General features: G+C 49.2%; 18 protein-coding genes and 1 tRNA gene. 7 read left to right on the top strand and 12 right to left on the bottom strand.

Translation table 11 applies throughout. The annotated features are described in order from the left end of the window. Positions 1 to 103 precede the first annotated feature (103 nt). Together AC0LWE_RS16995 and AC0LWE_RS16990 are read left to right on the top strand one after the other, a co-directional pair. Complete coding sequence (locus AC0LWE_RS16995; protein ID WP_474265894.1) at positions 104 to 3,121, top strand: type I restriction endonuclease subunit R; 3,018 nt, start codon at positions 104 to 106, stop codon at positions 3,119 to 3,121. A 315-nt stretch (positions 3,122 to 3,436) separates the two neighbouring features. Next, a protein-coding gene (locus AC0LWE_RS16990) for an IS3 family transposase (RefSeq protein WP_474265892.1) occupies positions 3,437 to 4,611 on the top strand; the annotation gives its coding sequence in 2 pieces (ribosomal slippage) (positions 3,437 to 3,695 and positions 3,695 to 4,611; 1,176 coding nt in all). A gap of 140 nt (positions 4,612 to 4,751) precedes the next feature. Here the strand turns inward: AC0LWE_RS16990 and AC0LWE_RS16985 are convergent. From AC0LWE_RS16985 to rraB, 7 genes are all read right to left on the bottom strand, one after another. Further along, on the bottom strand, positions 4,752 to 7,421 hold the full coding sequence (locus AC0LWE_RS16985) for a hypothetical protein (RefSeq protein WP_474265890.1): 2,670 nt from the start codon (positions 7,419 to 7,421) through the stop codon (positions 4,752 to 4,754). A 20-nt stretch (positions 7,422 to 7,441) separates the two neighbouring features. Continuing rightward, on the bottom strand, positions 7,442 to 10,183 hold the full coding sequence (locus AC0LWE_RS16980; RefSeq protein WP_474265888.1) for a hypothetical protein: 2,742 nt from the start codon (positions 10,181 to 10,183) through the stop codon (positions 7,442 to 7,444). Between the two features lie 272 nt (positions 10,184 to 10,455). Continuing rightward, positions 10,456 to 11,721: a tyrosine-type recombinase/integrase gene (locus tag AC0LWE_RS16975; protein ID WP_474265886.1), complete on the bottom strand. Its 1,266-nt coding sequence runs from the start codon at positions 11,719 to 11,721 to the stop codon at positions 10,456 to 10,458. 198 nt (positions 11,722 to 11,919) lie between these two features. Next, a tRNA-Leu gene (locus AC0LWE_RS16970) sits at positions 11,920 to 12,004 on the bottom strand. 108 nt (positions 12,005 to 12,112) lie between these two features. Then, positions 12,113 to 12,844 (bottom strand): hypothetical protein, encoded by a 732-nt coding sequence (locus AC0LWE_RS16965; protein WP_059180010.1) that lies wholly within the window; start codon positions 12,842 to 12,844, stop codon positions 12,113 to 12,115. Positions 12,845 to 12,869: 25 nt separating this feature from the next. After that, positions 12,870 to 13,628 carry a tRNA isopentenyl-2-thiomethyl-A-37 hydroxylase MiaE gene (gene miaE / locus AC0LWE_RS16960; RefSeq protein WP_219347114.1) on the bottom strand — a complete coding sequence of 253 codons (759 nt, stop codon included), beginning with the start codon at positions 13,626 to 13,628 and terminating at the stop codon, positions 12,870 to 12,872. Between the two features lie 42 nt (positions 13,629 to 13,670). Then, the gene (gene rraB / locus AC0LWE_RS16955) at positions 13,671 to 14,096 is read right to left on the bottom strand and encodes a ribonuclease E inhibitor RraB (protein ID WP_012015873.1); all 426 of its coding nucleotides are present in this window, start codon (positions 14,094 to 14,096) and stop codon (positions 13,671 to 13,673) included. Between rraB and argL the strand changes: the two genes are divergently transcribed. From argL to AC0LWE_RS16940, 3 genes are all read left to right on the top strand, one after another. Beyond that, on the top strand, positions 13,996 to 14,292 hold the full coding sequence (gene argL / locus AC0LWE_RS16950; protein ID WP_410199990.1) for a putative translational regulatory protein ArgL: 297 nt from the start codon (positions 13,996 to 13,998) through the stop codon (positions 14,290 to 14,292). The two genes, rraB and argL, sit on opposite strands and share 101 nt — an antisense overlap. Beyond that, positions 14,262 to 15,266, top strand: a complete 1,005-nt coding sequence (argF, locus tag AC0LWE_RS16945; protein WP_202667996.1) for an ornithine carbamoyltransferase — start codon at positions 14,262 to 14,264, stop codon at positions 15,264 to 15,266. The genes argL and argF overlap by 31 nt, the downstream gene beginning before the upstream one ends. Positions 15,267 to 15,391: 125 nt before the next feature. Beyond that, a complete protein-coding gene (locus AC0LWE_RS16940) occupies positions 15,392 to 16,150 on the top strand; it encodes an IclR family transcriptional regulator (RefSeq protein ID WP_202667997.1) in 759 nt (252 codons plus the stop codon). Positions 16,151 to 16,157: 7 nt separating this feature from the next. Here the strand turns inward: AC0LWE_RS16940 and AC0LWE_RS16935 are convergent, their stop codons facing one another. The 5 genes from AC0LWE_RS16935 to AC0LWE_RS16915 form a co-directional block, all read right to left on the bottom strand. Next, a complete protein-coding gene (locus AC0LWE_RS16935) occupies positions 16,158 to 17,777 on the bottom strand; it encodes a glycoside hydrolase family 43 protein (protein WP_219347115.1) in 1,620 nt (539 codons plus the stop codon). Between the two features lie 12 nt (positions 17,778 to 17,789). Continuing rightward, a complete protein-coding gene (locus AC0LWE_RS16930; protein ID WP_219347116.1) occupies positions 17,790 to 19,169 on the bottom strand; it encodes an MFS transporter in 1,380 nt (459 codons plus the stop codon). A gap of 351 nt (positions 19,170 to 19,520) precedes the next feature. Beyond that, positions 19,521 to 21,488, bottom strand: coding sequence for a YjhG/YagF family D-xylonate dehydratase (locus AC0LWE_RS16925; RefSeq protein WP_219347117.1), 1,968 nt, complete (start codon positions 21,486 to 21,488; stop codon positions 19,521 to 19,523). A gap of 14 nt (positions 21,489 to 21,502) precedes the next feature. After that, positions 21,503 to 22,411 carry a dihydrodipicolinate synthase family protein gene (locus AC0LWE_RS16920; RefSeq protein WP_202668001.1) on the bottom strand — a complete coding sequence of 303 codons (909 nt, stop codon included), beginning with the start codon at positions 22,409 to 22,411 and terminating at the stop codon, positions 21,503 to 21,505. Positions 22,412 to 22,610: 199 nt separating this feature from the next. Further along, positions 22,611 to 23,063, bottom strand: a complete 453-nt coding sequence (locus tag AC0LWE_RS16915; RefSeq protein WP_219347118.1) for a YhcH/YjgK/YiaL family protein — start codon at positions 23,061 to 23,063, stop codon at positions 22,611 to 22,613. A gap of 676 nt (positions 23,064 to 23,739) precedes the next feature. Between AC0LWE_RS16915 and arcA the strand changes: the two genes are divergently transcribed. Together arcA and arcC are read left to right on the top strand one after the other, a co-directional pair. Next, positions 23,740 to 24,960 (top strand): arginine deiminase, encoded by a 1,221-nt coding sequence (gene arcA, locus AC0LWE_RS16910; protein ID WP_219347119.1) that lies wholly within the window; start codon positions 23,740 to 23,742, stop codon positions 24,958 to 24,960. 10 nt (positions 24,961 to 24,970) lie between these two features. After that, positions 24,971 to 25,882: a carbamate kinase gene (gene arcC / locus AC0LWE_RS16905; protein WP_219347120.1), complete on the top strand. Its 912-nt coding sequence runs from the start codon at positions 24,971 to 24,973 to the stop codon at positions 25,880 to 25,882. Positions 25,883 to 26,040 lie beyond the last annotated feature (158 nt).

Below are 26,040 nucleotides of genomic sequence, written 5' to 3'. Positions count from 1 at the left end.
CACTAAGCAAAGAACCGCAGGTAGTGCAGTTTTGGTGATGCCCGTGAACATCTGGATATACTAGCGCTAGATAGAGATATTTTGAATAAGGGATCTTACAACTATGGTTAGTCAAACCAATGAACAAGCATTAGAGTCGACTATTGAAAAATGTTTGGTAGGTATCAGTACTGAAGAGCTAAAAGAGGGCCTAAACCCCCAGCTCTTCGGGGCAGGATATGGCATTGGTGCTTCTAATGACTTTAACATGCAATATGCCATCGATGAGCGTTTTTTCTGGCAATTTCTAGAAAAGACACAGGAAGCTGAACTGACTAAATTACAAAAAAATAATCCATCAGACTGGCAACGCAAATTATTGGAAAGGTTTGATCGGCTCATTAAAAAGCACGGTATTTTGCACTTACTTAAGAGAGGATTGAGTGTAGATGATGCCCATTTTATTTTGCTCTATCCGGCACCACTGGCGAGCAGTAGCGAGAAGGTTAAGCAAAACTTTTCTGGTAACGTTTTTAGTTGTACCAGGCAGGTACATTACTCGGTAGCGAATCCTTTACAAGAAATAGACATGGTGTTGTTCATCAATGGCATACCATTGATCACCCTAGAGTTAAAAAATGCTTGGACGGGGCAAACAGCTCGCTACCATGGGCAAAAGCAATATCGTGATGATCGTGATGCTACTCAGCCACTATTAACCTTTGGTCGTTGTCTGGTGCATATGGCAGTGGATACAGACGAGGTCTATATGACCACGAAGTTGGCGGGAAGCAATACATTTTTCTTGCCGTTCAATAAAGGACACAATCTTGGCCAAGGCAATCCCCCTAACCCAGCTGGCCACAAAACGGCGTATCTATGGCAAGAGATATTCACCAAAGAAAGCCTTGCCAACATCATTCAACATTTTGTCCGTCTTGATGGCACAAGCAAAGAGCCATTACCGAAGCGAACCTTGTTTTTCCCTCGATACCACCAGTTAGACGTTGTCAGAAAATTGGTCGATCATGCTGCTACTCATGGCGTTGGTCAGACATATTTAATTCAACACTCGGCCGGTTCTGGTAAGTCTAATTCGATTACGTGGGCTGCCTACCAGCTTATTGAGACCTATCCTGCTACCGAAGCTGTGGCAGGTGGTAAAAGCCTGGAGCAGCCTTTATTCGACTCTGTGATTGTTGTGACTGACAGACGCCTGCTGGATAAGCAATTACGAGACAATATTAAAGAGTTCTCAGAGGTTAAGAATATTATTGCTCCTGCGAATAAGTCTTCCGAGCTTAAGCAAGCACTTGAAAACGGCAAGAAAATCATCATTACGACGATTCAAAAATTCCCGTTTATCATTGATGGTATTGCCGACCTGAGTGATAAGCGTTTTGCCGTGATCATCGATGAGGCTCACAGTTCTCAGTCTGGTTCAGCACATGACAATATGAACCGAGCGATGGGTAAGGCTGAAGTGGAAGAGGCTGAAGATACTCAGGATAAAATTCTTCAGGCAATGAAGTCACGTAAAATGCGAGGTAATGCATCGTATCTGGCATTTACGGCAACACCGAAAAACAGCACGTTAGAAAAATTTGGAGAGCGCCAGGAGGATGGTTCTTTTAAACCCTTCCATCTTTACTCGATGAAGCAAGCAATAGAGGAAGGTTTTATTCTGGACGTGCTTGCCAATTATACGACCTACAAAAGCTATTATGAGATTGAAAAATCGATAGCTGATAACCCCGAATTCGATACTAAAAAAGCCCAGAAAAAACTTAGAGCCTATGTTGAACGTAGTCAGCAGACTATTGATACGAAAGCTGAGATCATGTTGGAGCATTTTGTGCCTCACGTGGTGAATGCGAAAAAGCTCAAGGGGAAAGGAAAAGGGATGGTGGTGACTCAAAACATTGAGACTGCTATTCGTTACTACAAAGCCATCAAACGTATACTTGAGGAACAAAGTAACCCATTTAAAGTTCTGATTGCATTCTCTGGCACGAAAGAGGTTGACGGCATTGAGTACACTGAATCCGATATCAATGGCTTTGCCGAAACTGATACTAAAGATATGTTTGATACTGATGAATATCGACTTTTAGTTGTCGCCAACAAATATCTTACCGGTTTCGACCAACCAAAGCTTTGTGCAATGTATGTGGATAAAAAGCTAGCGAGCGTCTTGTGTGTGCAAGCATTGTCGCGACTCAACCGTAGTGCACCCAAGTTGGGAAAGAAAACAGAAGATTTGTTTGTACTGGATTTCTTCAATTCTGTTGAAGACATTCAGTTAGCATTTGATCCGTTTTATACAGCCACATCTTTGTCGCAAGCCACCGATATTAACGTCCTGCACGAGTTAAAAGACGAAATGGATGATGTGGGGGTTTATGAGTGGTATGAAGTTGAAGAGTTTGTAATTCGTTATTTTAATAATGAGGATGCCCAGACTCTTAGCCCGATAATCGATGTTGCAGCAGCTCGTTTTGACTATGAGTTAGAACTCGAACCTGAAGCTAAAGTTGATTTCAAAATTAAAGCCAAACAATTCGTGAAAATCTACGGACAAATGGCCTCTATCATGCCTTATGAAATGGTGACTTGGGAGAAACTGTTCTGGTTCTTGAAATTCCTCATACCTAAGCTGAAAGTTGAAGACCCTGATGCAGATGCCATCGATGAGCTTTTAGATTCTGTTGATTTGAGTTCCTATGGGCTGCAGCGTGTGAAGCTCAATCACACAATCAAGTTGAGCGATGAGGAAGCGGAGCTTGATCCACAAAACCCAAATCCACGTGGAGCACATAGCAGTGAAAAGGAAAAAGATCCATTAGACGAAATAATCCGCACCTTCAATGAGAGGTGGTTCCAGGGTTGGAGTGCTACGCCTGAAGAGCAGAAAGTGAAGTTTATAAACATTGCTGAGAGCATTCGTAATCACCCTGATTTTGAGTCTAAGTATAAAAATAATCCTGATCCACATAACAGAAACTTGGCTTTTGAGAAAATGCTTAAAGAGATTATGTTGCAACGACGTAAGGATGAACTGGAGCTTTATAAGCTATTCGCAGGGGACTCGGCATTCAAAGCATCCTGGACACAAAGCATGCAACGAATGATTGGTGAGTAAATGGTACTGTTCTGAGAGCAATGCCTAATTTTTTGGGCTAAAAAAATTCAAACTGGCCATGAGGATGTAATATAAAATTTATAATTTCTTGCGTTCACACCAGCAATGGATGCAGGGAAATTATAGAAAAAAGCAACTCATGGCTCTTACGGTTAAACTAGTTACAGATCGCTGACCTTAACCAGTTTAGACATATGTTGATAAACTGATTAACGAAGTAACAGTCAATGCTGAGCTGTCTGTGTAGTGGCACACTGAATTTGGCCACCTGAATAGAGGTGATATCATTACCTCATAGTCAAAACAGGTGACATTATGACCGGACGTAACAGACGCAATTTTAGCCCCGAATTTCGCCTCGAAGCTGCCCAGCTTGTACTCGATCAGCACTACACCGTTGCCGCCGCTGCCACTGCGATGAATGTCGGCAAATCCACGATGGACAAATGGGTTCGACAACTGAAAGAAGAGCGAGCGGGAAAATCACCCATAGCTTCACCCATGACACCTGAGCAGATTGAGATACGTGAGTTGAAGAAAAGACTTCAACGCGTTGAAATGGAAAGGCATATATTAAAAAAGGCTACCGCGCTCTTGATGTCAGACTCCCTGAACAGTTCTCATTAGTTGAGAAACTCAGGGCGCGGTTTCCTGTTGCCGTTGTGTGCAACGTGTTTGGGGTTCATCGCAGCAGTTATAAATACTGGCGGCAGCCCAAGAAGCCTGACGCCACGAGAGTGGCATTACTGAGCCTTGTGCGTGAAGTTTATCGCGAAAGTAACGGCTCAGCAGGAGCGCGAAGCATTGCCGCGATGGTCACCATCAAAGGTATAAAACTGAGCCGCTGGCGGGCAACAAAGCTGATGAAAGCACTCAATATTATCAGCTGTCAGCAACCTGGCCATCGTTATAAGAAGGCGTCTAAGGAACACATTGAGATCCCTAATTATCTGGATCGCCAGTTTGCTGTTACCGAGCCTAATCAGGCCTGGTGCGGTGATGTGACTTATATCTGGACGGGAAAACGCTGGGCTTATCTGGCTGTAGTACTCGATTTGTTTTCCCGTAAACCGGTTGGCTGGGCGATGTCATTTTTCCCGGATTCTGCATTGACAGCTAAAGCGCTGTCCATGGCCTGGGAAGCGCGAGGAAAGCCGGCTAATTTACTGTATCACTCGGATCAAGGCAGTCACTATACCAGCAGGAATTTCAGGCAGTTACTGTGGAGGTGTCAGATAAAGCAAAGCCTGAGTCGCCGGGGGAATTGCTGGGATAACAGCCCAATGGAACGATTCTTCAGAAGCCTGAAAACAGAGTGGGTACCGGATAACGGCTACGTGAATTTTAGCGAAGCCAGCACGGCAATAACGAATTACATCACAGGATATTACAGCCAGCTCAGACCTCATCAATATAATGGTGGTTTGACGCCGAATGAATCAGAACGATTGTTCTGGAAAAACTCTAAAGCCGTGGCCAGTTTTTGTTGACCACTACACTGAATCGCATTGAACACTCATTATGACCAAAACAGATTTGAATAATTCAACAGCTATTCGATACTTGAATTCGCGTAACTCAACTATTTAAGTTCAAGTATCATTATTTTAGAAGCGTCAGAGTGCTAGACTCAGAAACGAAATTTTTTAGCATCCAAACAAATTTTTTCAAGTAATAAATCAGGCCTCTCAATTCCATTTTTTTGAGAACTTTGTAGCTGTAAAGGTCGAAGGAAATGCGCATACTCCATGCGTAAACTAGTTGCGAAGATGCCAGGGTCGTCTGAACCGATGGTGAAGCAAGTAGGTTCATTAGAGTCAGGATGCAACCAATTTTGAGCGTGATGATTGCCATAGTTATTATGGATGCTTATACGAATATTACTACTTGGAAGTGTTTCAATTGCTATTTGCCGCTGCCTCAGCTCGGAGAGTACATAATTCTGTAAGCTACGAAGTAAATCGTTATTCAGAATGTCACTTTCTCTAGCAATTACAATGTCTTCTTGAGAACGCCTCAGCTGAACAGATTTAGCTCCATGACCATGGCGCCTCAGAAAAAGTTCATGAGCGAACGGATAATCACGCCTAGCTTTTTCAAACAGAAAAGCTTCAGCACGGCGCCTTGGCTCCACATCATTTAAGTTACTTTTCTGTGCTAATGGATCTAGCTCTCTCAAGAGCCACGCTCGCGCTAAATCATCAGGCATTACTTTAGGATCTTCCCAAATATAATGTGCCAAACGTAAAATTTCAGAGTCTATTAATGGAATCTGTTGCAGATGTATGCGGCATGATAAAAGCATGTGTCTCGTGAAAATTAAGTCATCTAAACGATCTTCTAATGGCATAATAATGTACGGCCCGACTGATTTCCACCAATCTTCTATCTCAAGACCTGATGCAGTGCCATGACCAATTCTGCATCCAGCATCAAGTCCAAGAAATATTATTGCTTCGAACATAGCCCTTAGACCGGAGGCAACATGTATAAAATCTTCACCTGCATGATAGGTAAATCGCTTTATTCCCGCAGCATGCATTCTTCTAAAGGCCGGAGCAAAAACTTCTGGTGAGGAGTGGCGTTCATTACTTGCCGCATCGATGCCTCGAATTAATTCCTTCAAACCTGGGGTGTTTTTTAATACCTTTACAAGTGCACGAGCCGCCTGATCAGTCTCTTGACGTACTTTACTATTCCGGCACGGGGGGCGTACCTCCTCATTAAAAAACTGGAATTGTTCACGCGCGTCTTGCTTCTTGATGAAATGAGCAACCAATCCAAAACGAAGGCGCCTAAGTGTTGGTTGCATAGTGATTGTTATGTTAGTAGAGGCATTTTCTTGTTTCCGCAATCCTTCTTCTAAATCCCTAATACTATTCACGAGTTCATGAAGCGAACGATTAGAGTCTTTAGCTCTGTTCAAAGGAGTTTCACCAAGGGCATTCTCTTTGAGGAACAATAGATAACCGCGCAAAATTCTAGTAAGAAGAGCAGCCGTTTTATCTGGGGAAGATTTTGGAGCAAAGCGCCCCTCGACATAAGCAATCCCTTGCTGATGCCCACGTTCAATCTGGCGAAATCGCTCGGCATAGTCTTTTTCAGAGCTTTCACGCAACTCATTCTGGGTGATGTATTGAAATTGATCGAATCCTATCTGTTCATTCTGCTGTACTAGTAATCGGCAGAACTGTGAACGTAAGAGAGAATAGTGCCAAAGACTCAGACCATCTTCCAATTTTGCACGTTGAAGTGAGAATAAAGCATAAATTTGACAAAGCTGCCATGCTTCTCTTACCACGCAAGATGCTGAATGATACGCACCACGAGAAAGAATAGAATTGCTAGACTTTCTAAATTGTACTGCAACAGGAATTTCTTCATCGATAACAGTCATTTTTATTCGAAAAGCGTTTTTTCCTAAACTCGAATTAAGCAGTCCTGTCTTTAGGAAAATAGCAATATCAACTCTTCGGCGTAATAATTGGGGTGTTAGTTGGCTATCTTCTTGTTGGAACAGGCGACTAATGCCATTACCGATAGGTATCCGTATCCCTGAATCCTTAAGCTTGGTTTTTAATAGTTGGTCGAGAACCTTGTCAGGGCGTCTCAATGCATCGCACCAAATTTTCTCTGCTTCAGTTGTACCATTTAAATGCATATGCACTTCGTCTAATCCGTGCGTACGACAGATATAATCCAGAAAGGGATTATCATCGACTGGCAAAGTTGAATCACATAACCAACTCGCCAAACGGAGGGCAACTTTTTTCTGCCGGTCGGGTGGAGGATTCAAATCACCGTCAGCTAAAAGGCGAGATGTCATCCATGAGCATGAGATAAGTAATGGGGGTACAACCAATATGAGATCTTGCCATAGTTCAAGAAATCGGCTGCGTATGCGTATTGAACCATCATTTCCCTCACAAAGAAAAATCTCTGCTAAGGAGCGAAGCAGTGTGGGTAGTAGGTCAACAAAATCATAGTACGAATCTTTACTAGTAGTACCTAAGGCGCTTTCACTTTTTAACTTTCTCGACAACCGCGTGAGTCTATTTTCAATCGCTTCATCAGTTGCCTTCGGAGACAGCCGACGCATTTCAAGGAAGCATCCTCGATTAAAAGCGTCAGAAAGCTCACGCGATTTAGCCGAACTAAACAGCTTATGCTTTAACCTAAGTGAATTACCATTGAAAGACTGATCTAGCTGACGCAGAAATTCATGATTTCGAAAAAGCGCCTTTGCATAAATGACCAGCTCTTGTGCCTCAAAGGTCTCATTTGCGTTATCTATAATCATTTTTTACCTTATTTGCTCTCTTATGCATAGCGGGGCACTACATTAAGCAAATCAAAAAAACCATCAATGATAACAACCCGTTGGCTGGCAGGATTACTCAAAACCCTACCAATTTTCACAGTCACTTTAGGCGCTCTCATCCATTTTTCAAAATTTCGAACTACAGTTTGATGTGTTGATCCCGGGAGAGCCTTCTGCCAGGTAGTCAATGTTGCACATACAGTATCTCGTAGATTTTCACTGCTACCTGCACTTTGTTCGAATGTTCCTTTGGGATTGAGGAAAGCCCAAACCAGTGGACATGAGAGTATGACAGCCGCTAATGGGTGTAGCATTTCTGCTTGAGTACGTTTTAATGCTCGTCCAAATGGAGCATCTGAGGATTTAGGGCTCTCCTTACGTCCTGAAAGCTCTGCGGTCACCGTTACAACAGCATTTAAAATACTGGAGATTTGACGATGCAGGATCTGCCCAGTCATAATTACTTTTCCTATCCTCCATACCTCATCAAGATCCTGCAAGTCATCATGTAGCCGATTGGCAATTGCGCCAAGCATCGATGGAGATAGAGTGGTCTTATCTTTAAATTCATGGGAAAAATTAAGCCATTCATTTAGACTAGCGAGGAAGTTACTGTAACTAGCTGTGTCATCTTCCATGGTGTTAACGCTTTGATCGCTTCCTCCCCTTACAGGAATGGCATCATCTTCTTCTGAGTTCTCCTCAATAATTTCATCGTCCGTCTTTTGCCTATTGCTCTGACCGAAATTAGGAATGATATCTTCCAAAGATAGCTTTACAAGATCGTCATTTGTTACAGATGTTAGCTCAAGCAATTCCCCTATTGCAGCAAAAAGCGACAGAGCAGAGATGGAATACTGAATTTCATTACTGGAATTAAAATGGCGAAAAGAGATCATATTTAGCAACGATCCAAAAGAACCGCAGCGGTCTTCTTCCAATAATTTATCTATGGTGAACCAAGATACGTTTTGAGTAGGATTGAGATCTTTCTGATCTGTATTTTCTAAGATTTCAAGCCAAGCTAAATTAGTAGCAATTTGTCCTTTGATAGTTTTGTTACATTGTACTTTTAACTCTTCAAAAGTAAGTGCTCGAGCATCTTTCGGATTAGGAATACCATAAATTCGAACAATTGCAGGTTGCTGAGAACTAAAACTACCATTTTTAGCCAATCCCACAGACCCAAATACGCTTGCTCGTAAACGCCCACGAGTTTCACTGCTTCTACTTATAGATGTTATACGAGCTGCAACATCCAAGAGTGAGACTTTACCTGGCCACCACAAGAAATCCAGCATTTTCCTATGGCCCTCTGTACCATTAAGCTCCCCCTGCTTCGTCATGGCTGCTGGTAGGGCAAGGGTGAATAGAGCTTTTAGGACAGCACTTCCATCCTTAAGTCCATCCGCCAACGTAAGTGATAAACAATGTAGAGCCACAGTCTCTTCTGATGTTTCCTGATTTCTAAACATGATTAGAGCTGAAGGTTCATCTCGCTCGCAAAACCACTCAAAAATTGTGCGTAGGGTTCGATTAAACATACCGCGCTGTAGAAATAGATCAGTTATCCCAGCAGCTCGCAACCTAGCATCAAAAACTTGTAGGACTTTTCTGCGACTAACTGTCGTATCATCAACTGCATTCTGCAACGCGCGCATATACCCCAGTACAAGTCTCAGATGCTCAGCAAAAATCACATTCAAGAAAGGATGACGCTGTCCGTTCTCCCTTTCACGAAGCTGAATTCTAATTTTTTCCGATACCCAGTTTTCTAGACTTTTACTTTCTGCATTTTCGACTGAACGAATTTCTACCGGGTCTCTTAGCGCACCTAACGGTAGCATTGGGATTCGGTACTGCGGTGGCAGAACTTTCAAAAGGTATTGTTCTTCGAGCTCAATTGTTGCATTAGAGAGACTATTTTTCCCTATAGGGATAATTTCCCCATCATGTTTCATTACGTCTGAGCCAAATGTTGCATAAATATCTTTCCGTACAAGTCTGCCATAAAGATCAAGATCACCTGACAGTATTAGAAATAGATATGGCGATGTTAAATACTTGCGGATCGTCTCAAGAATCATGTGCCCGCGTTTGAAATTGGTATCCACATCATCGAAAGCAAGAACGAACGCTTTCTTCTTGAGAGCTTTCAGTGCACATTTTATATAAAAGTTGAACTTCTGTTCGAATAATCGCCCTTTTTTCGCTTTCCTTAGACCTTCACTCATGACCCAAACAGAATCCTCCCATTCATTTCCATAAGGTTCTTTAGGGCCGATCCCATCAAGCAAGGCCAGTCCATCAGCTAAAGCTTCACGAGCCTGATTCAGTTCGTTGAGCATGTGCCCATCATAACCTGCAGAATCAACCGCCGCGTCAATCATCTGCAGAATTACTAGGATGATATGATCCTTGGTTTCAATCAAAGTGGGATCAATCATTTGCAAGATGCATAAATGGGAACCTTTTTCCAACTTCATCTCTTTGAGAGATTTTAACAAAAAGGTTGTTTTACCACTCCCTCGCCCCCCCTCAATCAGAACTGCTCGGTGAAACCTACGGTAAAATAAATCCGATGCATCCTCTTCTGCTTCATCGAGATTCTCTAATTCTTGGATCCGTTCAGCAACTAAGTTCTTCAGGCTATTAAGCGCATCCCTTTGCAGCAACGAGTCTGCATATGAGAAATCAGGTTGAAATAGGTCAATGATGATTGGGTCTGATTCTTTAGGCATATATTATGTGACTCATTTGTATAAATTTTATTTAGATATAAGCGAATTTAGCTCTGTTTTGTCTAAGCGTCACGCATTTTCTCTCCACATAGGTCTCAAAACGTAAATCAGAATTAAGATGAAATAAGTGCCTAAGATAAACTTTTTTTCGTTAACAAAAGCACTTCACTGAACCAAGTATTTGCCGTGCGTAGCACGAATGGTGCCTTGTTGGCGCACATATCAAATCTTTTTTTGATTACGGATAGGTAATACTCACCTTCAACCGAACATTAGCGTGCAATATCGCTCACTCTTCCGAAATTAAATGGACTCACTCCCTTCTCCCGATTCGCATCCAGATAATCCGCCCACCACTGCACCATTAGCCTCCGCTCCCCCAGATGCTCAGCCTTATGAATGTAAGCCGCACGCACAGAGTTACGTTCCTGATGACTCATCTGCCGCTCTACCGCATCCTTCGACCATAGCCCCGACTCAATCAACGAACTACACGCCATCGTCCTAAAGCCATGCCCGCAGACTTCAACTTTCGTATCATAGCCCATGACTCGTAGCGATTTGTTAACCGTGTTTTCACTCATCGGCTTACGCGGATCGTGATCACCAACGAAAATCAATTCGCGGTTTCCACTCATGCTTTTGATCTTTTCCAGAATGGCGAGAGCTTGTCGAGATAAGGGAACAAGATGCGGCGTCTTCATCTTTGAGCCACGCTGAGAGTGTTTAACGCCTTCCAGCGGTTCACGCTCGCCCGGAATCGTCCACATAGCCGTTTCAAAATCCACTTCTGTCCAACGGGCAAAACGCAGCTCGCTTGAACGGATGAAAACCAACAAAGTGAGTTCAACCGCCAGTCGGGTTAACGGCCTGCCAGAATAGTGATCGATGCGGTGAAGCAATTCAGGAATGCGATTAAGTTCCAGAGCAGCACGATGCTGTCTTTTCGCCGTAGCAACCGCACCGGCAATCTCTTGCGCGGGGTTGTAGTCGATTAAGCCACTCTGAACGGCAAAGCGCATAATCGCGGTAGTTCGCTGTTGTAAACGGGCGGCGACTTCGAGTCGTCCGGATGATTCCACAGCCTTAATGGGTACAAGCAAATCTCGTGTCTTCAGTTCCGCAATGTTCCGCTTACCGATAGCAGCAAAGAGATTATCTTCAAGGCTTTTCAAAACACGGGCACTGTGCGATGTAGACCACTTCTGATTGCCGGCATGCCAGTCTCTGGCGACCACTTCAAACGTTATTGCCTCTTGCTCCTGCTCTACCTTAACGGCTTTCTTGTTCTCACTGGGATCGACGTCATTAGCTAATAGCTTACGGGCCTCATCCCTGCGTGCCCTGGCATCCGCCAGCGAGACTTCGGGATATTTCCCCAGCGCTAGCATCTTCTCTTTACCGCCGAAGCGATAACGAAGACGCCAATATTTGGAACCGTTAGGGTGAACCAGCAAAACCATGCCTTCACCGTCAGTTAGTTTATAGGCTTTTGCTTCAGGCTTAGCCGAACGAACCTTCACATCACTCAGAGCCATGATGAGTATCCTTTCAAGGGTTCTGTGTGGGTACAAACATTATCGAACCGGGATATACCCGCAGTTGTACCCGCATCAGTAAGTTGATGTAGATTGAATCAGGTTGACTTAGGTTGAGTGAAAAAGCGAGGAAAGCCATGCGGATACTGGATTTCAGGCACAAAAAAAGACGTCCGTTGACGTCTATTGATGTTCCGATGGTGCCGAAGGCCGGACTCGAACCGGCACGTATTTCTACGGTTGATTTTGAATCAACTGCGTCTACCGATTTCGCCACTTCGGCACTGAAGGGGATGATGCGGAAACGTTGTGGATTATACCTGTCACGCGCCGCCTTGCAAGCGGCAGCGCGCTAAACCTGTGCTAAGTGTCGAAAAAACCAGCGTAACGCCTATTCCAGTTCCGAAACCGCGAGCCGAATCACGCCTGCGGCGTGGCTCTCGGGCAGTTTCAGCACCTTCGCCCACATCTCTTGCACCATATCGCACGACACCTTCTCTTTACCCGCCGCTTTATCAGGGGTCTGCAACAGCTGGATATCCTCGCCGTATTTCGCGGCCAGCGCTTTCATGATCGGTCGCACATCGGCAACGGCCGTTTCACGCTCCTGCGGCGTCACGGTATGTTTATTCTTTCCATACGCGGCGCGCATCATGTCAGCGTCGGCCTGCATACGACGCTGCATCATCGGTTTATCCAGCACCCGTAGCGGATTGATGCCGCCTTTCACATCAGGATAAAGAAAGCGGAAACAGGCATCGTCACTCACCTTCTGAATAGCAGCGGTCTGTTCCATATTCGCACGCATGTAATCCACCACGTTGGCGTCCGGCGCGTTTTGCAGCCGCGACATCTGCAGGCGCAGGATTTGCGGTTGGATCACGTCGATAATATGTTGCTCGGAATCGCCCTCTTTTTGCATCGCCAGGATCTGAGCGCGAATTCGTTCCTGAAAAGCAGGGTCCTGCTCTTTCAGTACTTGCCACGCGGGCATGCTATTGAGTGTGGTATCAAGGCGATATTCAGGGGTGTGCTGCAGACGCTGTTTGTCGTAATAGACCCAGAAGGCCACTGCGGCGGCCAGTACAGCGACGGCAACAATAGGTTTCCACGTTCTTCTCATCTCGCATCCTTTTTGCAGTGACGGGTTACACCGGCACGCCGCTATGAAAGCGAAATTCGTTGTCCGGTGTCGAGATAAGTGTGGCTTCTATTTCGCCAAAAATCTGTATCCGTGAAGAGATATCGTTGTCGCTCACCTGTTGGGCAAGTGTCAGATAGTCCTGATAATGACGCGCTTCCGAGCGCAATAGCGACAAATAAAACTTTTGCAGGTCGTCATCCAGGCACGGCGCCAGTGCGGCGAAGCGTTCGCAAGAGCGTGCTTCTATATAAGCACCGCAGATCAGTTTATCGATAAGCGTCAGCGGTTCGTGAGTGCGCACCTCTTTCAACATGCCTTTGGCGTAGCGGCTGGCCGTGATTTTGACGTAGGGAATGTTGCGCGTCAGCATCGCCTCACGCACCTGCCAAAAATGATGCAGCTCTTCTTTTATTAACAGAACCATGCTGTCGATAAGCGCCTGCCCCCACGGGTCGTCGGTTTTTGGCATCACGCTTTTGCCAATCTGCTTATGCAGAGCAACAAAATCAGGTTCCGGCCCGTCGCGGAAGGTGAACGCTTCGTAGGGCTTGAGCCAGTCGAGCAACGCATCCGCACCACTTTTATCGGCAACGTATTTACGCACCAGCAGGAGCGCAGTCTGCGCAGCCTTGAGTTCGCACACCATGTGGTCAGTAAGCAGCAGCGGTAAATTGGCAGGATCGCGGGCTTTATTAATCCACGCTTGCGGAGTCGGGCACTGGAGGAAGTTCAGAACAGGGGAGAGAATCTGCGGGTAATCCATTGTGGTTCCTGATGCGGCAGCCGGAGCTGCCGCTATTAACACTTAGTGACGTACGCCGTCGTCGTCTTCGTCGATGCTATCTTCATCATCTTCGTCGTCGCCGTCTTCACCATTAGGATCTTCGTAGTACGTTCCCCAGCCGTCGTATTCCACTTCGAATTTATCAGCCAGATCCATCAGCTGTTCTACCTGCGCGTCGATAAGTTCCGCTTTCAGCGCGCCTTCGCTCAGGATATCGCAGCAGATGACGGTTTCGCCCTCTTCCACTTCCAGCTCTTCTGGCTCGGTCACTTCGTAACCCATTTTGAACGCTTCTACTGCCAGCTTCTCCAGCGATTCAAAGTCATCTGCAGAGAAATGGTGCTCGATGGTATACAGCGCGTCCGGATCGCTGCCGTCTTCCAGCAGCTCTTCAATGATCAGGCGCGTCTCTTCGCGTTGCTCTTCCAGCAGTTCTGGGTTTGCCATGGCTCGTTCCTCTTTAAAGTTCGGCAGATACTTCTATTTTCACACACGGATGTGTTTGCCTCCACCTAATGTAAGAAAGATTTGTGAAACAGGGTTGCAAATGAATATTCATACATATAAAGTGAATTTTAATTCAATAAGTGGCCTTTGCCATGTGAGGATAAAATGTCTGAACTGTATAAAAAACACTTCCTGAAACTGCTCGACTTTACCCCTGCACAAATCAATTCCCTACTGTCGCTTGCCGCCCAACTTAAAGCCGACAAAAAAAATGGCATGGAAGTACAAAAGCTTACTGGCAAAAATATCGCGCTCATCTTCGAAAAAGACTCAACTCGCACACGATGCTCTTTCGAAGTTGCCGCATTTGACCAGGGCGCTCGCGTCACGTATCTCGGGCCGAGCGGTAGCCAGATTGGGCATAAAGAATCAATTAAAGATACTGCACGTGTGCTTGGCCGCATGTATGACGGTATTCAGTATCGCGGTCACGGTCAGGACGTTGTCGAAACGCTGGCGCAATTCGCGGGCGTGCCGGTGTGGAATGGCCTGACAAACGAGTTTCATCCCACGCAGCTGCTGGCGGACCTGCTGACCATGCAAGAGCATCTCCCGGGTAAATCGTTCAATGAGATGACGCTGGTGTATGCGGGCGATGCGCGCAACAACATGGGCAACTCGATGATGGAGGCGGCGGCGCTGGTTGGGTTGGATCTGCGTCTGGTCGCACCAAAAGCCTGCTGGCCGGAAGAGAGTCTGGTGGCGGAGTGCAGCGCACAGGCGTTGCAGAACGGCGGAAAAATCACGCTAACAGAAGATGTCGCGGCGGGCGTGAAAGGCGCAGATTTCATCTATACCGACGTGTGGGTGTCGATGGGCGAGCCAAAAGAGAAATGGGCGGAGCGTATCGCGCTGCTGCGCGGCTATCAGGTGAATAGCGAGATGATGGCGCTGACGGATAATCCGAACGTGAAATTTCTGCACTGTCTGCCCGCATTCCACGACGATCAAACCGCGCTCGGCAAGCAGATGGCAAAAGAGTTCGACCTGCATGGCGGCATGGAAGTGACGGACGACGTGTTCGAATCCGCAGCCAGCATCGTTTTTGATCAGGCGGAAAACCGCATGCACACCATCAAAGCCGTTATGGTTGCGACGCTCGGCAAGTAAATTTTCGGCGTTCTGATACTCTTTTCCTGGCCCTCTCCCACGCGGAGAGGGTGAGCAGTCGATTGATTTTTCAGCGTAAAAAGGGTACGTTTTCGCCTTAACTTCAGCGTGGACAAACCGCCATTATGCCTATCATTCAGTCTGTTGAACGTGCATTGCAGATCCTTGACCTGTTTAACGAGCAGGCCACGGAGCTTAAGATCACCGACATCAGCAAACTGATGGGGCTGAGCAAAAGCACCCTCCATTCACTCCTCAAAACGCTGCAACTTCATGGCTATATCGATCAGAATCCCGAAAACGGCAAATATCGCCTCGGCATGAAGCTGGTCGAGCGCGGCCATTTTGTGGTGGGGTCGATGGATATCCGTCAGAAGGCAAAAAGCTGGCTGACCGCGCTGTCCCGTGATACCGGGCAAACAACCCATCTGGGTATTCTTGACGGGCGGGAAGGCGTTTACATCGAGAAGATCGAGGGAAAGCTCGCCGCGATTGCCTATTCGCGCATTGGCCGCCGCCTGCCGGTGCATGCCACCGCCATCGGAAAGGTGCTGATCGCCTGGCTGGATGACGCAGAACTAAATCCGCTGCTGGAGGGGTATCAGTACACCACGTTCACTCCCGCGACCATTACTTCTCGCGAGGATCTTCTGTCCGCGCTGGCGCAAACGCGCGCGCAGGGTTACGCCCTCGACAGCGAAGAGAATGAGCAAGGCGTGCGTTGCGTGTCGGTGCCGGTGTGGAATCATGAATCGCGCGTGATTGCCGCGCTGAGTCTGTCAACGCTGACCTCCCGCGTGGACGATAACGAACTGACGCGTTTTCGGCTTCAGCTGGAAGAGGCCGGGCTACAGCTCTCACGAGCGCTGGGCTACCCGGCCTGAGGGGTGATTACTCAGCTACCGGCGTGTAGCTGAAGTAATCGAAATCGGCGTAACAGCCATCACCACTGATATCCTCGCAGTGCAGGCCCACAAACGCCCCCGTAAAGAACCCGCGTCCGCCAATATAATCATCCGATAATTTCCACGCCTCATAAACGATCGGGATAGTCTGCCACGTCTCACCGTCAAACGAGTAGCTGTAGCGATACGCCAGCCGATCGACGTCCACACGAAGCCACACGCTCTGGGCATGCTCCGGAACGGGAATCGGCTGCTCGTGAAGTGGCCACGACGGTACGTTATGGTCAAGCTGGATCACCTTCAGCGTTCGCCCCAGCCCTTCCTCATAATCAACGAAGCAATAACTCCAGTTTTTGGTGTTGTAGTAGCAGGTGATCCCCGCGCTCTGCTGGAAGTGCTGCGGAGCAAACTCCATGCGCGTCTCCGCGCGGAAGGAAAAGTGTTGCCAGCGACGCGCCACGGTAGACTGCGTAAACGTTGAGTTAAGCGAATCGTTGCCGTGCAGGCGCAGAAAACCGGGGCGCGCGCTCAAGGACCCGAGGGTACTGTCGAAAGGAATGCGCAGCGTCTGAAGTTCAGGGTCGAGCGCGTCGGCGTCAAAATCGTCACGCCAGTTGGACTGCGCGATGACATGACTCTCCGTCATTTGTGGCCCCGGGACGGTCAACTGCGCATGCTTCCCGCCTTCGACATACGGCCATCCGTCGCGCCACGTGATACGTGCAATTCCGGTTTCACGTCCTAGCACGCAGTAGCCCCGCCCACCGGAGGCGAGCAGTGGAATTCCCGGCAAACGCTGCGGACGACTGGTGAGATACGCCATATACCACTCGCCGGTATGCGTCTCCAGTAATGACCCGTGCCCACTCTTTTGCAGTGGGTTTTCAGGCAGATGCCAGCTGGTCATCATCGTCACATCAGGGTGTAATTCATACGGGCCTTCCAGCGTTTTCGCCCGCAGGACGACCACGGCGTGTTCATAGCTCGTTCCACCCTCGGCCACCAGCAAATAGTACCAGCCGTCTTTGCGATAAACATGCGCCCCTTCGGTGTAGCACAGCGGCGTACCGGTAAAGAGAGTTTTACGTTCCGGCGAGAGTCGCTGCGTCTGCGGGAAGTACTCCTGCATGACGATGGTATTGTGCGGATTACTGTGGTGGCGCGGCCCCCAGGGACGATAAATATAATATTTGCGGCCATCATCGTCGTGATACATCGACGGGTCGAACCCGCCATTGCCCATCGGGATCGGCTCGCTCCATGGCCCTTCGATGGACGGTGCGGTCACTAAAAAATTGCGGCCATTTTTCCACGGCGAATCGACAATTTTAACGTCCGTGTAGAGCAGCCAGAACTGCCCGTCAGCATAGGTCAGACAGGGTGCCCAAATTCCACCGGAGTCCGGATTGCCTTTAATATCTAGCATCGACACGCGATCCAGCGGCGTACTGACCAGCGACCAGTTTTTCAAATCACGTGAGTGATAAATTCGCACGCCAGGAAACCACTCAAATGTGGATGTGGCGATGTAGTAATCCTCTCCCTGGCGGCACATCGAGGGGTCCGGGTTAAAGCCGGTCAAAATCGGGTTAGTCAGAGTGTACATTTTGCGTCCTTCTTAATGTGATGCCGCTGTCGCCGCCGCCGGGATATCCTCACCCTGCGCCGCACGATGCTTGAGCAACTGCTGACTGATCGCTTCCACGCACGCATCGGACAGCTTATAGAGTGAAAGCATGATGAACATGCCGACGTAGAGCACCACCGGAACCACGCAGAAGAGAATTTTGATGGTGGTTAAGACTTCAACCGGCTGCACGCTGCTGCTGGCGGAGTAGTTCACCCAGGCCAGAATCCAGCCCACTACCGCCCCGCCAATCGCCAGGCCAATTTTCAGGCTGAAGAGATAGGTTGAGAACACGAGCCCGTCCAGGCGGCGTCCGCTGCGACTCTCTTCGTAATCGACCACGTCCGACGCCATCAGCCATTGCAGCGGCGTGGTGGTGTTAAAGACGAACAGGAACACAATATTAAGGGCAAAAATCAGTGCCATGTTTTCGGCTGGGGTGAAGAAAATCAGCAGGCTAATCAGTGAATAAACCACGATAATCCACTTGAACGCTTTCACGCGATCAAAGCGGCCCAACAGTCGGGAAGAACAGAGCGATCCAAACATGGTGGCAATGCTGCCGTAGAGCAGGAATTGCGTCGCCATTTCAGGATGATCCATCACGTATTTGACGAAATAGAGCGTGGCCCCGCCGCGCACGACGTTAGAACAGGTTGCCATCATTTTGAATGCGCACATGATGCGCCACTGGGTGTTTCCGAACAGCAGTTTGAGGTCTTTCGAGACCGATGCCCCCGGCTGTACCTCAAAGGTATAGCGCTCTTTGGTGGTGAAGAAACAGACATACAACAGCACCACGCCGCTCAGCCCCAGCACGCACATCGCGCCAAAATAGCCCAGCTGTTCATTGCCTTTACCGATGATCCCAACCAGCGGCAAAGCAACGCCGCTGATAGCCAGCGATCCCGCCGCCGCCAGGAAGAAACGCCACGACTGAAGGGCATGGCGCTCTTTCGGATCGGCAGTGATCACCCCAGGCATCGCGCAGTAAGGCACGTTAACGAAGGTGTAGACCAGCGTCAGCAGGATGTAGGTCACGCAGGCGTAAATGATTTTGCCGTTGGCCGAGAAATCCGGGGTGTAAAAGGTGAGCATACACACGATGCCAAACGGGATGGCTCCCCACAGCAAGAATGGGCGGAACTGCCCGTGACGCGTCCGGGTGCGGTCGACCAAAAGCCCCATTAACGGATCGGTGACGGCATCCAGCACGCGAGACACTAAAAACAGCGTGCCCATGATGCCTGCGGATAAGCCAAAAACATCGGTATAGAAATAGGCGAGCAGGAACATTGTCGCCTGCCAGACGAAGCCGCAGGCGGTATCACCCAACCCGTAGCCAATCTTGTCTTTCATGGTTAATTGCATATTGATCCCCAACGCAGAGAGTGGAACGGTGCAGACGTCAGGGACCTGGTCCAGGCAAATTTATCGCCTGGTGCATCGTCAGGAATACACCCTTTGTTCGTGTGCTGATTTCACATTTTAGTGTTAACAAAGTGTAATGAGATGATCGTTTTACCCGCAATGTTCATTTCTTATTTATGAATTATGATATTTTGCTTTTGTGATTAGCGTCGTTATAATTTTGAAATTTAAATATAGTTTTACTTTTTATTTTAATGAGTTATGAAATTATGGTTTCTACCATTTGATATATTAATGGCGTAGTAAAATCGTCCGCGAAATAATTTTCGCAGACGCATTAATATTTAATAATTACAATCCGAGCGCTTTTTTGCCGGCGTTAATAACCTCAATAATTTTATCCGTATCATAAATACACCCTTTCCATGTCCCGCCACTCACCGACTGTAAGGCTGCCCATAAACGGGTATCGTCGGGCAGAAAATCATGAGCATGCAGTTCGGGATGTGGCTGACGACCCGCCAGTTCCGCCGCCCCCTCGTCAGGCGTTAGTAGCGCGTGTCGTGTGCCGATGAAATTCACGCTGCCCGTGAGTGACAGGCGGTCAACAACGATCTCGATAATGTCATCATCGCGGAGCTTACCAATCGGTCCTCCGGCCAGCGCTTCGGGCGCCACGTGGCCAAAACACGCGCCAGTGGAGACGCCGGAGAAGCGCGCATCGGTGATAAGAGAGACCGATTTCCCCCACGACACATGCTTTAAGGCCGATGTCAGCTGATAGGTCTCTTCCATACCGGTCCCGGACGGCCCGCCGCCGACGACCACCATAATGTCCCCCTGTTCGATTTCACCGTTTTTGATGGCTTTAATCGCCCGTGCTTCAGAGACAAACACCCGTGCCCGGCCGGTATGACGATAAACACCGTCCTCACCGACCACCGAGGGATCGATCGCCGTGGCTTTTATAACCGTGCCTTCTGGGGCGATATTGCCCACCGGGAACGCCACCGTCGAGGTTAACCCTCTGGCTTTGGCGCGCGCGGGCGGCAAAATCACATCATCCGGATCGACGCCGTCCTGATCGCGCAGACACTGGCGGAATCTCGCACGCCGCTCCGATGCCTGCCACCAGTCAAGATTTTCCCCCACCGTCTGACCGGTGACGGTCATGGCATCTTCATGCAACAGGCCGAGCGCGCGCAGGTGAAGCATCACCTCTGGCACACCGCCCGCCAGGAAAGCGCGCACCGTCGGGTGATAATCCGGTCCGTTTGGCAACACGCTGACCAACCGTGGCACTTTGCGATTAATACGCGTCCAGTGCTCAACGTCCGGCAGCGTGCAGCCCGCCGCATGTGCGATCGCCGGGATATGCAGCAGTAAATTGGTGGAACCGCCAAACGCGGCGTGGATAACCATCGCGTTTTCAATGGCTTTGTCGGTCAGGATATCGCGCGTGGTAATGCCCCGATTATCCAGTTCAAAGACCGCCCGGGCAGATTGTCGCGAGATTTCCAGCCACACATCCTGCCCTGACGGAGCCAGCGCAGAATGCAGTAACGCCAGACCGAGTGCTTCTGCCACCACCTGCGACGTCCCCGCCGTTCCCAGAAACTGACAGCCGCCACCCGGCGAGGCACAGGCGCGACAACCCAACTCGGCGGCCTCCTGCAGGGAAAGCTCATCATTGGCGTAGCGCGCCCCGATGGTTTGTACTTTTCCGGCATCTTCACCAAAGGTGGGCGGCAGCGTGGCCCCACCAGGCACCAGAATGGTCGGCAGATGGTGCATTGAGGCCAGGGCGATCATGGTCGCTGGCAGGCCTTTATCGCAGGTGGCAACCCCAATCACGGCGCGGCGTGTCGGCAGCGAACGAATCAGACGCCGAAACACGATGGCCGCATCGTTGCGATACGGCAGAGAATCAAACATCCCGTGCGTCCCCTGGGAACGCCCATCACAGGGATCGCTGACAAACGCGGCAAACGGGATCCCACCGTGGCGAGTAATCTCTTTTGCTGCCGCCTGCATTTGCAGGCCTATTTCCCAGTGCCCCGTGTGATAACCCAACGCGACCGGGCGGCCATCTCCGGCGCGGATACCCCCCTGCGTGCCAATAATCAGCACCTCTTTACCGGTGAGTTTATTCGCATCCCAACCCATACCCGCGTTTTGCGTCATGCCAAACAGATTGCCACTGGGTGATTCCATCAGCATCTGCGGTGTCAACGGCAGCGCCCCCTGCGGCCCAGCCGCATGAGTGGTGACGGAATAAAAGGCGTCACTTTGCGGCGTAAAAATCGTTTCTATCGACATCGTATTCTTGCGCCTCAGCAGAGCTTGAGCTGTTGTAACAGCGATTTGAGCTGCATTTTGCGAGCGTCATCCAGCGGCCGGGCAGGCGGTAATACGTGCGTGGAAACCGGACGTCCGCACAGCACAATCGCTTCTTTAATGACGTTCACAAAGGGTGTGTCCAGCTGATACATCTGCGGAATTTGCAGCAGAGTCTGGTGAAAATGTGCGGCCTGAGCCAGATCGCCATCGCGGAACGCCTGATGCAATTTCACTGAAACCTGCGGCGCAAAATTGCCGCTGGCCGATATCGCGCCATCTCCGCCCAACAGCAGGGTATTGAACAGATGATCGTCGTAACCGCACAGCACGGTGAAGTGCGGGTGAGCCGACTTCACCGCCAGGATCATACTGCGCAGATGGGCAACAGAATCAATGGTGTCTTTGATACCCACGATATTGCGGCGAGAATCTGCCAGCGTTTTGACCAGCGTCGGAGACAGATCCTGGCCGGTGAGCGCCGGGAAGTTATACAGGATCACCGGCAGCGTCATGCTGTCTGCCACCTGCTGGAAATAGTGAATCAGATTGTGTTCGGAGACTTTCCAGTAGTACGGATTAATGACAACGATTCCGTCTGCCCCTGCTTGCTGGGCATGCTGGCTGAGTTCAATGGTTTCCCTGGCATTGGTGCCGCCGGTCCCAATCAGAACGGGCACACGACGGTTTACGTGATCAATAGCAAATTGGGCGATCGCTTTACGCTCTTCGGCGTTTAGCTGCGAGAACTCTCCCCCGCTGCCTAAAAAGAACAGGCCATCAACGCCTGCGCGAATCATGTCATCGACGAGCGCGGCGGTGCCCTGTTTATCAAACTGCCCATCGGCGGTGAAGATGGTGGAGACAGGCGGAATAATCCCCGAAAACTGCACGGTCTGCTGCATGAGATCTCCTTACTGAAGCATTTTGTTCTACATTATAGAACAGCGTTCATTAATTTATCCCTCATACTATGACGTGATAAAGGAAGAGGTAAACCGGGAAAGCGCAGGAAGAGGTGAAATTTTAGACTGGATCACGAAATGATGTAACAACGCGGTAACGTTCAAGGCCCGGCTGCCAGGAAGCGCCGGGCCAAAATAGTTAGCCCATCAGCATCTTCACGACGACTTTACGCACTTGCGCAGGCGCACCCACGGCGCACAGCGGCTTGTGAACTTCGCCCGGATAGAACACCACAAAATCACCTTCATTTAATACGACGGTTTTTTCCTGCTCGCCTTCTGGCAGGAAGGCAATGTCCTTATCTGCCAGCCAGTCAGTGTCCGGCGTACCGTGCGGCAGGGTACTGAAGGTCATCCCTTCCTGACCTTTCAACACGATCTGGATATCCAGATAACGCGCGTGATACTCCGCACGGCGCTCTGCAAACGGCTGGGTCATATCTTCAGAGACCAGGTAAAACAGATTGTTACCGTCGATATCATGCTTACCTGGCGTTGTCGCGTCGGTGACATGCGCTTTGACGTGTTCAATAGCCTGACGCAGCTCTTCCGGCAGCCAGGACTGTAAGTTGTGAATATTACCCACGATCATGATTTAACCCTCAATATAAAACAATGTTTCATTTTAATCTTTTATACGAGAATTCCCACTGCCATACCACACCTTTTTGCGTCATCCTTGCGACAGCGCATGTTTATCGGGAAATGTGTTAAGCCGCTGTTAATGCATTTCCCACATTTATGCAGGGATTATGCATAACATGAGCGTGACGTCATTTCGGTAAGCTTCTAATCCATTGATTAATAGTATGTAATCTTAAAACCCACTTCCAGTTCACACTTTACTACTTTGAAAGTTTGCTCTAAAAATAAATAATTATTTAGTGATTCCCGTTAAGTTTGTAATAGTTAATGCGCCTTTTTGCATACCTATTCCGCTCGATAAAATTAACCAAATAAAATCAACAACATATAATATATTCGATATTTCCTACAACCAACAAAATAATAACAAACACACATAACGAGTGTTAATAACGCTTAGCCATTCATCTTAAGATAATGACTAACTAATCATTATCTGATGCGAATCATGCAATAGAAAACAAACCTCTTATTACCCGATCCGGCGTGAGCAGTATCACATTCTATAATTTCAAGCCGCCTACTATAAGCCGTGAAAACAATTGAGCTTAGAGGGCTATGAAATAAACCCAGATTCATAGCACAGCCCTTTTTATTCTGAAAAAACAGTTAAAGGAATAATCATGGAAAAGCATTACGTCGGTTCTGAAATCGGTCAATTGCGTAGCGTTATGCTGCATCGCCCAAATTTAAGTCTGAAACGCTTAACGCCGTCGAATTGTCAGGAACTCTTATTCGATGACGTATTATCCGTTGAGCGGGCGGGTGAAGAGCATGATATTTTCGCAAACACGCTGCGCGATCAGGGTGTGGAAGTCCTGCTGTTAACCGACTTGCTCACCCAAACGCTTGATATTGCAGACGCCAAAGCCTGGCTGCTGGATACCCAAATCTCTGATTATCGCCTCGGGCCCACCTTTGCCAATGACGTTCGCGGCTGGCTGGCGGATATGCCGCATCGCGAACTGGCGCGTCGTTTAAGCGGCGGATTGACCTACGGCGAAATTCCGGCCTTTATTAAAAATATGGTTGTCGATACCCACACGGCTAATGATTTTATTATGAAGCCGTTGCCAAACCATTTATTTACCCGCGATACATCGTGCTGGATTTATAACGGCGTTTCTATTAACCCGATGGCAAAACCGGCCCGCCAGCGTGAAACGAATAACCTGCGCGCAATATATCGCTGGCATCCTGCTTTCGCCGATGGCGATTTCATTAAGTATTTCGGCGATGAAAATATTAATTACGATCACGCCACCCTGGAAGGCGGCGACGTATTAGTGATTGGTCGCGGCGCGGTATTAATTGGCCTGTCGGAACGAACCACGCCGCAGGGCGTTGAATTCCTGGCGCAAAGCCTGTTTACGCATCGCCAGGCAGAACGCGTGATTGCCGTTGAGCTGCCAAAACACCGCTCCTGTATGCATCTCGACACCGTCATGACCCACATTGATGTCGACACATTCTCCGTTTATCCGGAAGTGGTGCGCAAAGACGCCCAGTGCTGGACCCTCACGCCCGATGGGCGCGGCGGCCTGCTGCGTACGCAGGAAACCGATCTGCTGCACGCCATCGAAAAAGCCCTTGGTATCAATCAGGTACGCCTGATCACTACCGGCGGCGACGCGTTTGAAGCCGAACGTGAACAGTGGAACGACGCTAACAACGTGCTAACCATCCGCCCCGGCGTGGTGATTGGCTACGAGCGCAACATCTGGACCAACGAAAAATACGACAAAGCGGGCATTACCGTGCTGCCAATCCCGGGCGACGAGCTGGGACGCGGTCGCGGCGGCGCGCGCTGCATGAGCTGTCCATTAGAACGAGACGGAATTTAAGGGAATCATCATGGAAAGAAAACCCACTCTGGTCGTGGCGCTAGGCGGCAACGCACTGTTGAAACGCGGTGAGCCGCTCGAAGCCGATATCCAGCGCCAAAATATTGAGCTAGCCGCCCGCACCATTGCCGGACTGACGGAACAGTGGCGCGTGGTGCTGGTGCACGGCAACGGGCCGCAGGTCGGGCTGCTGGCTTTACAGAACAGTGCCTACACCAACGTCGCACCCTATCCGCTCGACATTCTCGGGGCCGAAAGCCAGGGGATGATCGGCTACATGCTCCAGCAAGCGCTCAAAAATAACCTGCCGCAGCGTGAAGTGAGCGTCCTGCTTACCCAGGTTGAAGTTGACCCCGCCGATCCTGCATTTCGCAATCCGACGAAATACATCGGCCCGGTGTATAGCGAGGAACAAGCCAGGACGTTAGGTGCTGAAAAAGGCTGGGAATTTAAGGCTGACGGGACGTACTTCCGTCGCGTAGTGCCTTCTCCGCAGCCCAAACGGATCGTCGAAAAAGAGGCCATTACGGCGCTGATAGCGCGCGATCACCTGGTGATTTGTAACGGCGGTGGCGGCGTGCCGGTGGTGGAAAACGCCAACGGCTACCACGGTATCGAAGCGGTGATCGACAAAGATCTCTCCGCCGCGCTATTGGCTCGCCAGATTGAGGCCGATGCGCTGCTGATCCTGACGGACGCCGATGCGGTGTATCTCGACTGGGGCAAACCGACACAGCGCCCTCTGGCGCAGGTGACGCCGGAGGTGCTCAGAAATATGCATTTCGACGCCGGTTCGATGGGGCCAAAAGTCGCCGCCTGCCGTGAGTTTGTCGAGACGTGCAGAGGCATCGCCGGAATCGGTGCGCTGGCCGACGGCGCGGCAATTCTGGCCGGGGATAAAGGCACGTTGATTTGCCACTGAGGCACATTTTCCCCTCACCCTAACCCTCTCCCACAGGGAGAGGGAATTAATTCCCTATGTCTACATGACAGTGTGAGTGAGGACGTTTTCACCTCCCACTCAGTGAGAGAAGCCGTTTTCTCCCTCTCCCTGTGGGAGAGGGCCGGGGTGAGGGCATC

It is taken from the genome of Lelliottia sp. RD5 (assembly GCF_056032945.1).
This window is presented reverse-complemented; position numbering and strand designations above follow the sequence as displayed.